The sequence below is a fragment of the Flavobacterium psychraquaticum genome (genome assembly GCF_034497725.1).
Lineage (GTDB): Bacteria > Bacteroidota > Bacteroidia > Flavobacteriales > Flavobacteriaceae > Flavobacterium > Flavobacterium psychraquaticum.
The window spans coordinates 712,149-725,285 of the sequence record NZ_JAXKVR010000030.1; the positions used below are offsets into that span (position 1 = coordinate 712,149).

The 13,137-nt window shown below is 33.2% G+C and carries 13 protein-coding genes; 5 read left to right on the forward strand and 8 right to left on the reverse strand.

Features of this window, described 5'->3' with window-relative positions; translation table 11 throughout:
• Positions 1-71: 71 nt before the first annotated feature.
• From truB to T1L09_RS13010, 4 genes are read right to left on the reverse strand one after another with little or no spacing between them, the layout of a single operon-like run.
• Positions 72-752: a tRNA pseudouridine(55) synthase TruB gene (gene truB / locus T1L09_RS12995; RefSeq protein WP_322551397.1), complete on the reverse strand. Its 681-nt coding sequence runs from the start codon at positions 750-752 to the stop codon at positions 72-74.
• Positions 752-1,540, reverse strand: a complete 789-nt coding sequence (locus T1L09_RS13000) for an undecaprenyl-diphosphate phosphatase (RefSeq protein WP_322551398.1) — start codon at positions 1,538-1,540, stop codon at positions 752-754. The genes truB and T1L09_RS13000 overlap by 1 nt, the downstream gene beginning before the upstream one ends.
• A gap of 48 nt (positions 1,541-1,588) precedes the next feature.
• Entirely contained in the window at positions 1,589-1,828 is a 240-nt protein-coding gene (locus T1L09_RS13005) for a DUF3098 domain-containing protein (protein WP_322551399.1), read from the reverse strand.
• A 54-nt stretch (positions 1,829-1,882) separates the two neighbouring features.
• Positions 1,883-2,758, reverse strand: coding sequence for a cell division protein FtsX (locus T1L09_RS13010; protein WP_322551400.1), 876 nt, complete (start codon positions 2,756-2,758; stop codon positions 1,883-1,885).
• 191 nt (positions 2,759-2,949) lie between these two features.
• On the opposite strand from T1L09_RS13010, the gene T1L09_RS13015 reads away from it, so the two are divergent.
• From T1L09_RS13015 to T1L09_RS13025, 3 genes are all read left to right on the forward strand, one after another.
• A complete protein-coding gene (locus tag T1L09_RS13015; RefSeq protein WP_322551401.1) occupies positions 2,950-6,030 on the forward strand; it encodes a leucine--tRNA ligase in 3,081 nt (1,026 codons plus the stop codon).
• A gap of 75 nt (positions 6,031-6,105) precedes the next feature.
• Entirely contained in the window at positions 6,106-6,528 is a 423-nt protein-coding gene (locus T1L09_RS13020; RefSeq protein WP_322551402.1) for a hypothetical protein, read from the forward strand.
• A 77-nt stretch (positions 6,529-6,605) separates the two neighbouring features.
• Positions 6,606-7,301, forward strand: a complete 696-nt coding sequence (locus T1L09_RS13025) for a zinc metallopeptidase (RefSeq protein ID WP_322551403.1) — start codon at positions 6,606-6,608, stop codon at positions 7,299-7,301.
• A 98-nt stretch (positions 7,302-7,399) separates the two neighbouring features.
• On the opposite strand, the gene T1L09_RS13030 is transcribed toward T1L09_RS13025, so the two are convergent.
• Both T1L09_RS13030 and T1L09_RS13035 read right to left on the reverse strand, forming a co-directional pair.
• The gene (locus tag T1L09_RS13030; protein WP_322551404.1) at positions 7,400-7,870 is read right to left on the reverse strand and encodes an Lrp/AsnC family transcriptional regulator; all 471 of its coding nucleotides are present in this window, start codon (positions 7,868-7,870) and stop codon (positions 7,400-7,402) included.
• 103 nt (positions 7,871-7,973) lie between these two features.
• Complete coding sequence (locus T1L09_RS13035; protein WP_322551405.1) at positions 7,974-9,344, reverse strand: saccharopine dehydrogenase family protein; 1,371 nt, start codon at positions 9,342-9,344, stop codon at positions 7,974-7,976.
• 123 nt (positions 9,345-9,467) lie between these two features.
• On the opposite strand from T1L09_RS13035, the gene T1L09_RS13040 reads away from it, so the two are divergent.
• Entirely contained in the window at positions 9,468-9,854 is a 387-nt protein-coding gene (locus tag T1L09_RS13040; protein ID WP_322551406.1) for a DUF423 domain-containing protein, read from the forward strand.
• 70 nt (positions 9,855-9,924) lie between these two features.
• Entirely contained in the window at positions 9,925-11,553 is a 1,629-nt protein-coding gene (gene pckA / locus T1L09_RS13045; RefSeq protein WP_322551407.1) for a phosphoenolpyruvate carboxykinase (ATP), read from the forward strand.
• Between the two features lie 125 nt (positions 11,554-11,678).
• On the opposite strand, the gene T1L09_RS13050 is transcribed toward pckA, so the two are convergent.
• Positions 11,679-12,428 (reverse strand): uroporphyrinogen-III synthase, encoded by a 750-nt coding sequence (locus T1L09_RS13050; protein WP_322551568.1) that lies wholly within the window; start codon positions 12,426-12,428, stop codon positions 11,679-11,681.
• Between the two features lie 17 nt (positions 12,429-12,445).
• Entirely contained in the window at positions 12,446-13,114 is a 669-nt protein-coding gene (locus tag T1L09_RS13055) for a DUF4271 domain-containing protein (RefSeq protein WP_322551408.1), read from the reverse strand.
• Positions 13,115-13,137: the final 23 nt, after the last annotated feature.

Genomic DNA, 13,137 nt, shown 5'->3' on the forward strand with positions numbered 1-13,137 from the left:
ATTTGATTGGAATAGTAAAAATAAGAAAAATTACTTTAAAAACAGCTAATCCTTAATGATTTAAGTTTTATTTATTGTTCGAAATCTTCCGGCGAAATTCCGTCTTCCACACAATAATCTCCAATTTTAGTACGACGAAGTGCCGATAAATGACCACCCGATTGTAAAGCCATTCCAAAATCATAAGCCAAGGAACGAATATAAGTTCCTTTACTACAACTTACTCTGAAATCAATTTGAGGCAAGTCAATTCGTGTAATTTCAAATTCGTGAATTGTAGTTTTTCGAAATTCAATTTCTATTTCTTCTCCCGCACGAGCGTGTTCGTACAAACGTTTTCCATCCTTTTTTATGGCAGAGAAAACAGGTGGTTTTTGATCGATTTCGCCAATAAACTGTTTGGTGGTTTCTAAAATTAAAGCTTCGGTAATATGATCTGTTGGAAAAGTAGCATTAATTTCCGTTTCTAAATCATAAGATGGAGTAGTGGCTCCCACCGTGATTGTTCCTGTGTATTCTTTAGCTTGTGCCTGAATTTCTGTAATTCTTTTTGTAAATTTTCCAGTACAAATTATTAAAAGTCCGGTTGCTAATGGATCTAAAGTTCCTGCGTGTCCAATTTTGAATTTCTTGGGTAAATCGTATTTACGCATTAAAGTGTACTTCAATTTATTTACCGCTTGAAACGAACTCCAAGTTAAAGGTTTGTCTACTAAAAGTACTTTTCCTTCTAAAATTTCGGTTGCAGTCATTAGATAATAGTTAATTTTTGCACGAAGAAGTGAATTAGAAGAATCGCTACTCCTGCTACAATTCGATAATATCCAAATAATTTAAAACCGTGTTTTTGCAAGAAATCTATGAATGTTTTAATCGCAATTAGTGCCACAATAAATCCAACGACATTTCCAATAATTAACAAACTAACTTGGTCTTGTGAAAGTTCAAATCCTGCTTTGTAATAATCGTATGATTTTTTAACGGTTGCTCCTAACATCGTAGGAATTGCTAAGAAAAACGAAAATTCGGCTGCTGTTTTTCTGGATAATTTTTGAGACATTCCTCCTACGATACTTGCACCACTTCTAGAAACTCCTGGAATCATTGCTAAACATTGGAATAAGCCAATTTTGAAAGCAGTTAGGTATGAAATTTCAGATTCCTCTTCTTCATTAGAGAACCATTTGTCTACTTTTAGCAATAAAAAACCTCCTATTATTAATGAAACGGCTACAGTTATTGGACTTTCTAACAAATCATCTATAAAATCACTTAATAAAAGTCCGAAAATTACTGCAGGAATAAAAGCTACGAATAACTTGTAATAAAAATCAAGCGATTGAAAAAAACGTTTAAAGTATAAAACAATCACCGAAAGTATGGTTCCTAATTGAATGACGATCGTAAAAAGTTTGGTGAAATCATCACCAGCTATTCCAAAAAAAGAAGAAGCAATAATCATATGTCCTGTAGAAGAAACAGGTAAAAACTCAGTTAATCCTTCAATAATAGCAAGGATTATGGCTTGTAGTGTAGTCATTTTTTAATAATTGGAAATTAATAGTTGTTCTTGAATTAAGCAAGAACGCTATTTTTTTGTAGGATTTTTCAATATCGAATAAATCGTAACTCCAAAACCGATTAATACAACTGTTGGAGCTAAACGGATCCTTCTAAAATTAAAGATTTCTTCGTTAAAAACGTTTGGATCTTTACTTCCGCCACCGCTCATTAAAATGAAGCCAAGTGCAATTATTCCCAATCCAATTAAAAGGATTTTATAATTTAATGAACTGAAAAGAAATTCTGGTTTGTTATTGTTTTCCATTTTGTGTTTTATTTTTTATTCAATAAAAGTAATTCCGAAATCAACTATTGAATACTAGTATAAATCGTCTGTTTTTAAATTCAAGAAACGTTGTGTTGCGAAGTAAGTACTAATCGAAGTTATTATAATCCCAACACCTAAAACGCCTAAAATTACTATTCCGATAGAAACGTAATCCTTTGCTATTCCTAAACTTGGGAACAAGTCATCAACATAAGCTACAACGCCAAGTAATGCTAAAATTGCTAAACCAGAACCTACTAATCCTAATTTGATACTTGTCCAAATGAATGGTTTTCTGATAAAAGATTTCGTAGCACCAACCATTTGCATCGTTTTAATGGTAAATCGGTGTGAATATACAGAAAGACGTAAAGAGCTATTTATTAATAACATTGCCACAACAGAAAGTAGTCCGCTCACAATTAAAATCCAAAAACTAATTTCTTTTACGTTGTCGTTTACTAAATCGACCAATTGTTTGTCGTAGATAATCTCGGTAACCATTTCGTTTTTACGAATTGATGTTTCAAATTTTTTAATGCTGTCGTTGTTCACATAATCACCTTTCAAATGAATATCAAACGAATTTTGCAGCGGATTGAAGCCTAAAAACTCCATAAAATCTTTTCCAATAATATCCACGTTATTTTTTGCAGCACTATCTTTATGAACGAAAGCGTAATTTTTAATAAATGTTGAATTCTTAATATCCGTGTCAAAAGCACTTAGAGCACTGTCATTCGCTTCATTTTTAAAGAAAACCGTCATCGGAATATTTTCTTTAAAATCATTTGATATTTTTTTAGAATTAATAACGAATAAACCCAATGTTCCCAAAAGGAATAAAACTAAAAAAATACTTAAAACTACCGAAAAGTAAGACGAAATTAAACGTCGCTTGTTGTAATTTTCAAATGATGATGCCATAGAATTCAATTTAAGCTGTAAAAATAGGAAAGATATTTTGTTTACACAGAATATAACAACAAAGTTTTAACTTTAGTATTATAAAACGTAAATTTGTACCTTAAATTTAGATTATAGTGATCATTCGCGGTTTGTGATTAATTTGCAAATGCGTTATTGAATATTATAAAACAGTTATTGAAAATTAATATATGAAATATTTTCCAAGTGAAATCGAAGCCAAATGGCAACAATATTGGGCAGAAAACCAAACATTTTCGGCATCAAACCAATCCACAAAACCTAAATATTATGTATTAGATATGTTTCCTTATCCTTCGGGAGCAGGTTTGCACGTTGGGCATCCACTTGGTTACATTGCTTCTGATATTGTGGCACGTTATAAAAGACACAAAGGTTTTAACGTGTTGCATCCTCAAGGATATGATTCATTTGGTTTGCCAGCGGAACAATATGCAATTCAAACCGGTCAACATCCAGCGGATACTACAAGAATGAACATTGAAGGCGGAATTGATAAAGCCGGAAATACTATTCAAGGCTACAGAAATCAATTGGATCGAATTGGTTTTTCTTTCGATTGGAGTCGTGAAGTAAGAACTTCAAATCCCGATTATTACAAACATACCCAATGGATTTTCATCCAATTATTCAATTCGTGGTACAATAAAGACACTGATAAAGCGGAAGATATTTCGACTCTAACCGCTATTTTTAAAAAAGAAGGAAATGCTACTGTAAATGCTGTTTGTGATGATAATATTGCTTCTTTTTCGTCAAGCGAATGGAACGCATTTTCGTCAGAACAACAACAAAAAACACTTTTACACTATAGATTAACGTATTTGGCTGAAACCGAAGTAAATTGGTGTGCCGCTTTAGGAACGGTTTTAGCGAATGATGAAATCGTAAATGGCGTTTCAGAGCGTGGCGGACATCCAGTAGTTCGTAAGAAAATGACGCAATGGTCGATGCGAATTTCTGCTTATGCCGAGAGATTATTGCAAGGTTTAAATGAAATCGATTGGAGTGAATCCATCAAAGAATCACAAAGAAATTGGATTGGAAAATCGGTTGGAGCGATGGTAAAGTTCTCGGTTCTCGGTTCTCAGTTATCAGCAGGACAACGGACAACAGAAAACGGACAGCAAAGTTTTATAGAAGTTTTCACAACAAGACCCGATACTATTTTCGGAGTTACGTTTATGACGTTAGCACCAGAGCACTATTTGGTAGCTAAAATTGCAACTTCGGAACAAAAAGCAGCCGTGGAAGCCTATGTTGAAGCAACTGCAAAACGTTCGGAACGAGAAAGAATGGCTGATGTCAAAACGATTTCTGGAGTTTTTACAGGAGCTTATGCCGAACATCCCTTCACCAAAGAACCAATTCCTGTTTGGATTGGCGATTATGTGTTAGCCGGCTATGGAACAGGTGCTGTGATGGCGGTTCCGTGTGGTGATGAACGTGATTATGCTTTCGCGAATTTCTTCAAAGGAACAGAAGGAATGCCTGAAATTAAGAATATTTTCAATCAAGATATTTCAGAAGAAGCTTATGGCGAAAAAGGTGGTTTTGAATTAGTAAATTCTGATTTCTTAAACGGATTAGATTATAAAACCGGAACTAAAAAAGCGATTGAAGCTTTAGAAAATATGCAAGCCGGAAACGCTAAAATAAATTACCGTTTGCGTGATGCTGTTTTTTCGCGTCAGCGATATTGGGGTGAACCTTTTCCAGTTTATTATGTGAACGGTTTACCGCAAATGATTGATAAAAAACACTTGCCAATTGTATTGCCAGAAGTAGAAAAATACCTTCCAACCGAAGATGGCCAACCGCCGTTAGGAAATGCAACAAATTGGGCTTGGGATATTGTAAATAATAAAGTGGTTTCTAACGACTTACTTGTCAATTCGAGCGGAGTCGAGAACCAAACGGTATTCCCATTAGAATTGAACACAATGCCGGGTTGGGCAGGTTCGTCTTGGTATTGGATGCGTTATATGGATGCAAACAATACTGAAGATTTTGCAAGTAAAGAAGCATTAGATTATTGGCAAAATGTAGATTTATATATTGGTGGAAGCGAACACGCAACTGGGCATTTATTGTACTCTCGTTTTTGGAATAAATTTCTAAAAGACAAAGGTTTCGCACCCACAGAAGAACCGTTCAAGAAATTGATTAATCAAGGAATGATTTTGGGAATGAGTGCTTTTGTTTATAGATTGACTTTTAGTTTTAATTCAATTGAAAAAGTTATAGAAGATAATCCAAATTCTTCTGAATATTTTAAATCAATTTTTGTGTCTAAAAATATTTCAGATGAAGAAATTAAATTGAAATTATTAGAATTGATTAAAATTGATAAGGATTTTGAATCTTTAAATAACGATTTTAAAAACAAGAAAGTAGATTCTAGTGTAAATATTTTTAAATATCCAATCCACGTTGATTTATCTTGCATCAATGACATTACGAACGAATTAGATATTGAAAAATTCAAAGCACATCCTCTATATTCCGATTATGCAAATGCAAAATTCATTTTAGAAGATAGGAAATACATTGTGGGTCGCGAAGTAGAAAAAATGTCGAAATCGAAATACAATGTAGTTTCGCCGGATGATATTTGCAACGAATATGGAGCCGATACTTTGCGTTTGTACGAAATGTTTTTAGGACCTTTAGAACAACAAAAACCTTGGAGTACTTCCGGAATTTCTGGTGTTTTCGGATTCCTTAAAAAATTATGGCGTTTGTATTATGATGATAACGGCTTACTAGTTAAAGACGAAGAACCAACGGCTGAAATGTATAAATCGCTACACAAAACCATCAAGAAAGTAACGGAAGATATTGAGAATTTCTCTTTCAATACTTCGGTTTCACAGTTTATGATTTGTGTTAATGAATTGCAACAATTAAAATGCAACCACAAAGCCATTTTGGAACCTTTAGCTGTTTTAGTTTCGCCTTATGCACCGCATATTGCTGAAGAATTATGGCGCGCTTTAGGACATTCGGGTTCGGTAGCTTTAGTTGATTTTCCGATTTTCGAACCTAAGCATTTAGTAGAATCTGAAAAGGAATATCCGGTTTCGTTTAACGGCAAAATGCGATTTACATTAAAATTAGCGTTAGATTTAAACGCGGCACAAATTGAAGAAATTGTCTTAGCAGACGAAAGAACTATTGCACAATTAGCAGGAAATACTCCTAAAAAGATAATTATTGTTCCCGGAAAGATTATTAACTTGGTGGGATAATTTGAAGTATAATTTTCTTTTTTTGTAACATTTTGTAATTTTTACGTATAATAGAAGAATTAAAACTAAAAAGTAATGGAGAAAATTAATTTTGGAAAATATGCCTTCGGAATTGTCGTTATCGGAATTGCATTCGTAGCATTGTTAATGTTTGGATTACCGAGATATAACGTGTGGCAACAAGAAATGGTAGGAAAAGCCGAAATGGCAAAAGCCGAACAAAACCGAAGAATTTTAGTAGAAGAAGCCAAAGCTAAATTAGAAGCAGAAAAATTAAACGCACAAGCTGAGGTAGAACGTGCAAAAGGTATGGCCGAAGCAATGAAATTAGAAAACGGAACATTGAGTGAAACTTATAATCAATACTTATTCATTAGAACGTTAGAAAAACTTGCAGACAAAGGAAGTTTACCACAAATTATCTATGTACCTACTAACGGATTAGTGCCAGTTATGGATGTTTCAAAAAAATCACCTGTAAAACAAATGCAGGAATAATGTCAACTTGTCATTTTAAAAATTTGGCTTGCAATTTGATATTATTTAGGTAAATATAAAAATTAAAAGGAAAAACGATGATAGGATATTATGTATTAATTGGAGCAATTGCACTTTTTAGTTGGTTAGTTAGCAGGAAGTTGAAAAGCAAGTTTGAATTCTATTCAAAAGTTACATTGCGTAATGGAATGAGCGGTGCCGAAATTGCCGAAAAAATGTTAGCCGATCACGGAATTACAGGAGTTCAAGTTATTTCTACACCGGGACAATTAACGGATCATTACAATCCGGCGAACAAAACGGTTAATTTGTCAGAAGCAGTTTATAACCAAAGAAATGCAGCTGCAGCAGCAGTTGCAGCTCACGAATGTGGTCACGCTGTGCAACACGCACAAGCTTATCAATGGTTGACGATGCGTTCTAGAATGGTGCCAATGGTAAACATTTCGTCAAGTATGTCGCAATGGTTAATTATGGGTGGATTAATTTTAGGTTTTGCTTCAAAATCAGGAATTGGATTTTATGTAGCTGTAGCCGGATTGGTTTTAATGGCGATTGCAACTGCTTTCAGTTTTATTACACTTCCAGTTGAATATGACGCAAGTAATAGAGCATTAGCTTGGTTGAAAAATAAAAATATGTTGAGCCAACAAGAATATGCTGGAGCTGAAGATTCGTTAAAATGGGCGGCAAGAACTTATGTCGTAGCTGCTCTAGGAGCTTTAGCGTCTTTACTGTATTGGGCTTTCCAAATTTTAGGTTCAAGAGATTAAGCACAGATCTTTTAATAATATAAAATCCAAAATCCAATTAAGGCGTTTGGATTTTTTATTTTTTACTTTTTGAGGTTGAGAATTTGCTAGTTGAAATTTTACAATTGTATTTGTCGTTCAATTTGTTGATCCAATGAAATATAGGTTTCAGTTCTCGAAACGCCTTCAATAGGTTGAATTTTTTTATTCAATAACAACATCAAATGTTCGTTGTCTCTACAGATGATTTTGATTAAAATACTCCAGTTTCCAGTAGTGTAATGACATTCTAAAACTTCCGGAATTTTCTTTAATTCTTTAACTACTTCCGGATTATTTGATGCTTTTTCTAAATAAATTCCAATGAATGCCATCGTACTATATCCTAAAACTTTAGTATTCACAATGAATTTTGAACCAGAGATTACACCTGCATTTTCCAATTTTCGCAAGCGTTGATGAATTGCAGCTCCCGAAATTCCGATTTTATTAGCAATTTGTAAAATAGGTTTTCGAGCATCTTCCATCAAATCTCTAAGAATTTCTTTATCGATTCCGTCAATTTCAACTTGTAAGTGATTTACCTTCATTTTGCAGTTATTTGATAGTAAAAGTACAAAAGCGATTCCAATTGAAACAAAAAATCCGAAAGCAATTGTGATTTCGGATTTAGTTAAAATTTTATATTTAGAATTAAATCTTCACATTTAACGGATTGTAACCTAAATAAGGAACTTCCATTTCGTGGAAAACCACGCCATAAGATTCCAGTTCTTTTAAAATCGGCTCATACACTTCTTTTGTAATTGGCATTTGAACTCCAGGTGTTGTAATTTCTTTGTTTAAGATTTTCAACGTAGCAATTGCGACCGGAAGTCCAACTGTTTTTGCCATTGCTGTATAAGTTTGGTCATCTCCTAAACAAACCATTGTTGAATCAATTTGTTTTTTCTCACCGTTTAATTCATAACCAAATTTGTGATACATTACAATCATATCTTTATCTTCGGGTTGCAACGACCATTTTTCAGAAAGAATTTTTTCTAAAATTTGAGCTGGGGTTGCCTTTGCCATTCCAACTATTTTGGTATCATCAAACAAGTCAAGTTCCACTAATTTATCCCAAATAATATCATCTTGGTCAATTTTTTGAATCGCACGCAATTTGATTTCTATAGTATCTGTTGGATGGTAGGGTAAAAATAAATTCGTAAATTCACGATAAGACATTTCTGCAGAATTGTCAATAATATAGGAATCATCAGTCATTCCAAGTTGTACCAAAATATCCCAAGCTCTAGAATAACCAACTCTTCTAATGGTTCCACGATAGCAAGTTAACGCATCGTCTAAACCATAAACACTTCGGTATTTTAAAGAATCTCTATTGGCGTAAGCTTCAAATCTTCCATAACCTTTAACTTCTAAAAATTCAGTTCTTCTAAATAATTTGGAATAAGGAATATATTTATAAGTTCCTTCTTGAATGAATTTTGCCGCTCCACCTTGACCTGCTAAAACCACATTTCTAGGATTCCAGGTGAATTTGTAGTTCCATAAATTGGTATCGCTCTCTGGAGCAACCAAGCCACCACAAAATGACTCAAACAAGATAACGTGTCCGCCTTTAGCACGAATTTCATCTAAAACTTTCATTGCACTCATATGATCTACTCCTGGGTCGAGCCCAATTTCATTCATAAAAATTAATCCGTTTTCTTTGGCAGCAACATCTAATTCTTGCATTGCCGGACTAATGTATGAAGCGGTAACCATGTGTTTTTTAAAAAGCACACAATCTTTCGCTACTTCAATATGCAAATGAGCCGGAAGCATTGAAACCACAATATCTGCTTTCTGAATTTCAGATTGACGTTGTGTTTCATTGAAAATATCCAATGCAATGGCAGTAGCGTTTTTATGATTTTTGGTTTTTTGCTTTGCCAATTCTTCAGACAAATCACCAATAGTGATGTGAAGATTTTCCTTTTCGGAATTTTCTAACAGGTATTTTATAAGTGATGAAGCTGATCTTCCAGCACCTATTACTAAAATATGTCTCATTTCTTGAGTGTTGTAAATATCACACGAAGATAATAAAATGTTATATTTATGAAAGTTTTTTTCTAATTTATATCTTATTTTAACATTGAAAGTTTTATTACCTTTGGTCTAAAATTTAAAATAATGGATAAAAAAATTCTTTTAACAGCAGTTTTTATTGGATTATTAGCAATTATATTAGGTGCTTTTGGTGCGCACGCGTTAAAAAAGACACTTTCTGTAGAACAATTGCAATCTTTTGAGGTAGGTGTGCGTTATCAAATGTATCACGCGTTGTTTTTGTTATTTATCGGCACTTTTGCTTTTTTGGATGAAAAAGAACGAATGATTATTTTTTGGTTAACAATTTCAGGAGTATTGCTTTTCTCAGGCTCTATCTATCTTTTAGCAACAAATGGTATTACAAATATGAAAACTAAATTTTTGGGACCGATTACACCTATTGGAGGATTCTTGCTTATTTCGGCTTGGAGCTATCTATTTTACGCTATTTTAAGTAAAAAACCATAATTTGAAAGGCTATCTGAAATTAAATTTATAATTTTGCGCTTTATTAAATACACAACATAACATACAACTTATGAATACGAATACCAATAATACGAAATCGATTTCGTTAGAAAAATACGGAATCGTGGATGTATCAGAAATAATATACAATCCTTCATATGAGTTTTTATATAATGAAGAATTAAATCCAGCTTTAGAAGGTTTTGAAAGAGGTCAGTTATCGGAACTAGGAGCTGTTAATGTAATGACTGGAGAATTTACTGGTCGTTCACCAAAAGATAAATATATTGTAAAAGATAGCGTTACAGAAAACACAGTTTGGTGGACTTCTGATAAAGCAGTAAATGACAACAAGCCACTTTCTCAAACTACTTGGAATGCTTTAAAAGAAAATACTGTAAAGCAACTTTCAGGTAAAAGATTATTCGTTGTTGATGCATTTTGTGGTGCTAACGAAAATTCAAGATTGAAAGTTCGTTTCATTATGGAGGTAGCTTGGCAAGCACATTTTGTAAAAAATATGTTTATTCGTCCTACGGAAGAAGAATTAGCTAATTTCGGTGAGCCAGATTTTATCGTAATGAATGGTTCAAAAACAACTTTCAAAGATTATGCAGCACACGGATTAAATTCTGAAGTATATGTTGCGTTTAACTTAACTGAGAAAATTCAATTAATTGGAGGAACTTGGTATGGCGGTGAAATGAAAAAAGGGTTGTTCTCTATGATGAACTATTATTTACCATTAAAAGGAATGGCTTCAATGCACTGTTCAGCAAATAAAGGTAAAGACGGTGATGTTGCAGTTTTCTTTGGATTATCCGGCACAGGAAAAACAACTTTATCAACAGATCCAAAACGTGAATTGATCGGAGACGATGAACACGGATGGGATAATGATGGTGTTTTTAACTTCGAAGGCGGTTGTTATGCAAAAACAATTGATTTAAGTGCGGCAAACGAACCAGATATCTTTGGTGCGATTAAAAAAGATGCATTGTTAGAAAACGTAACGGTTGATGCTGACGGAAAAATTGATTTTAAAGATGGTAGCGTAACACAAAACACACGTGTTTCTTACCCAATTAACCATATTGAAAATATAGTAAGACCTGTTTCTAAAGCAGGACACGCAACAAAAGTAATTTTCTTAACAGCAGATGCTTTTGGAGTAATGCCTCCGGTTTCTAAATTGACACCAGAGCAAACAAAATATTATTTCTTATCAGGTTTCACAGCAAAATTAGCGGGAACTGAAAGAGGAGTAACACAACCAGAACCAACATTCTCCGCTTGTTTCGGAAAAGCTTTCTTATCATTACATCCAACACAATATGGTGAAGAATTAGTTAAGAAAATGGAAGAGCATAACGCAACAGCTTATATGGTAAATACAGGTTGGAATGGAACTGGAAAACGTATTTCTATTAAAGATACACGTGCTATTATTGATGCGATTTTAGATGGTTCTATCGAAAAAGCAGACACAAAAGTAATTCCCACATTTAATTTTGAAGTTCCTACGGCTTTACCAAATGTTGATACTAATATTTTGGATCCTAGAAATACCTACGCGAATGCTTCTGAATGGAGTACAAAAGCAGAAGATTTAGCTTCTAGATTTGTTAAAAACTTTGTTCAATACACAGTTAATGAAGAAGGCAAAAGTTTAGTTGCGGCAGGGCCACAAGTAGGATAAGTTATTTCAAAACATTAAAAAAAAGTCTCAAGAAATTGAGACTTTTTTTTATGCGATAAAGTAAAGCCAAAAAAAATCCCAAAATCATTTAGAATTTGGGATTATATATAATGAAAATTAAGAAATTATTTTCCTTTATTCGCCTCGTTGACATATTTTTCTAACGCTCCTGTCATTGAAGGTGTTCCAGGACTTGGTGCCATAATGTCCACTCGCAAGCCACACTCAAGTGCTTCTTTTTGAGTAGAAGGTCCGAAAACAGCAATACGTGTATCGTTTTGCTTAAAGTCAGGAAAGTTTTTAAATAACGATTTAATTCCTGTTGGACTAAAAAATGCTAAAATATCGTAATACACATCTTTTAAGTCAGATAAATCACTCATTACAGTTTTGTAAAAAGTAGCTTGAGTCCAGTTTACCTTCAAACCATCAAGCGTCTGAGGTACGTCAGCATTTAATTGATCTGAGGATGGTAGTAAGAATTTCTCATCTTTGTATTTTTTAATCAAAGGAGACATATCAACAAAATCTTTTTGACCCACATAAATTTTTCTTTTTCTGTAGACTACGTAACGTTGTAAGTAGAATGCAACAGCTTCCGATTGACAAAAATATTTTAAATCTTCTGGAATTTTATAGCGCATCTCTTCTGCGACTCTAAAGAAATGGTCAACAGAGTTTCTACTTGTTAATATAATGGCGGTAAAGTTATTTAAGTCGATTTTTTGAGCGCGTATTTCTTTCGCAGCAAGTCCTTCAACATGAATGAAAGGTCTAAAATCAACCTTAACCTTCAGTTTGTTTTGAAGCTCAAAATAAGGAGAATTTTCTACTTTAGGCTCTGGTTGTGAAACTAATATTGTTTTCACTTTCAAATTTGACATATTTCTCTCTAATTTTTTGTAAACCAATTATAAATAAAATAGTACGGTGCTATTTCAAGGGTGCAAAGATACAAAATAAAATAAAATATTTTACGCAATACTAAATTTTGATATAATTTCAATGTAACAAGGTAAGTTGCTATGTTAATTGCGAATAATGCAATGAGAAGTATCCAAAAGAATAAATTTGAATCAAATGAGTTGTAAAACAACAAGATATTGATTGGTATGAGAATGAGTCCGAAATAAGCACGATAGTTCACTTTCAGCAAATTAAACTGTTCATTGAACTCCTCCATCTTAAAGGCCGTCGCAATAATTTTCTCAATTAAAAACTTTGACAAGATAAAAACGCTTAAAAATGTGAAAATCTGTATGTATGCAATGTAATCTGTTTTAGTTGCTACTTTTCCAAATTGATTAAGCACTAAAAGTATAAAAAATGAAAGAGAAATTAATTGCAGAACAAACATTGAAACGGTAAATCCACTCATTAAATTACTACTGTCACGATACATTTTTGTGTATTTGTTAGAATAAGCCAACCGAACGAATTCATTAAATCGCACAGCTGAAATCGATTTGTTAGTGGCAATAATTCCCACGCAAAAAATAAACAAAAGCGTAGCCCAATCTTTGTTTGCAATTATGCGTTCATGTAATTCAAATGCTATCATATATTTTGCAAAATTACAAAAAA

Excerpts from the sequence above, each read along its gene's own strand:
- T1L09_RS13010 (WP_322551400.1), bottom strand. The coding sequence starts at position 2,758 with ATGGCATCATCATTTGAAAATTACAACAAGCGACGTTTAATTTCGTCT.
- T1L09_RS13005 (WP_322551399.1), bottom strand. The coding sequence starts at position 1,828 with ATGGAAAACAATAACAAACCAGAATTTCTTTTCAGTTCATTAAATTAT.
- T1L09_RS13020 (WP_322551402.1), top strand. The coding sequence starts at position 6,106 with ATGGAGAAAATTAATTTTGGAAAATATGCCTTCGGAATTGTCGTTATC.
- T1L09_RS13055 (WP_322551408.1), bottom strand. The coding sequence starts at position 13,114 with ATGATAGCATTTGAATTACATGAACGCATAATTGCAAACAAAGATTGG.
- pckA (WP_322551407.1), top strand. The coding sequence starts at position 9,925 with ATGAATACGAATACCAATAATACGAAATCGATTTCGTTAGAAAAATAC.
- T1L09_RS13030 (WP_322551404.1), bottom strand. The coding sequence starts at position 7,870 with ATGAAGGTAAATCACTTACAAGTTGAAATTGACGGAATCGATAAAGAA.
- T1L09_RS13015 (WP_322551401.1), top strand. The coding sequence starts at position 2,950 with ATGAAATATTTTCCAAGTGAAATCGAAGCCAAATGGCAACAATATTGG.
- T1L09_RS13040 (WP_322551406.1), top strand. The coding sequence starts at position 9,468 with ATGGATAAAAAAATTCTTTTAACAGCAGTTTTTATTGGATTATTAGCA.
- T1L09_RS13025 (WP_322551403.1), top strand. The coding sequence starts at position 6,606 with ATGATAGGATATTATGTATTAATTGGAGCAATTGCACTTTTTAGTTGG.
- T1L09_RS13035 (WP_322551405.1), bottom strand. The coding sequence starts at position 9,344 with ATGAGACATATTTTAGTAATAGGTGCTGGAAGATCAGCTTCATCACTT.
- T1L09_RS13000 (WP_322551398.1), bottom strand. The coding sequence starts at position 1,540 with ATGACTACACTACAAGCCATAATCCTTGCTATTATTGAAGGATTAACT.
- truB (WP_322551397.1), bottom strand. The coding sequence starts at position 752 with ATGACTGCAACCGAAATTTTAGAAGGAAAAGTACTTTTAGTAGACAAA.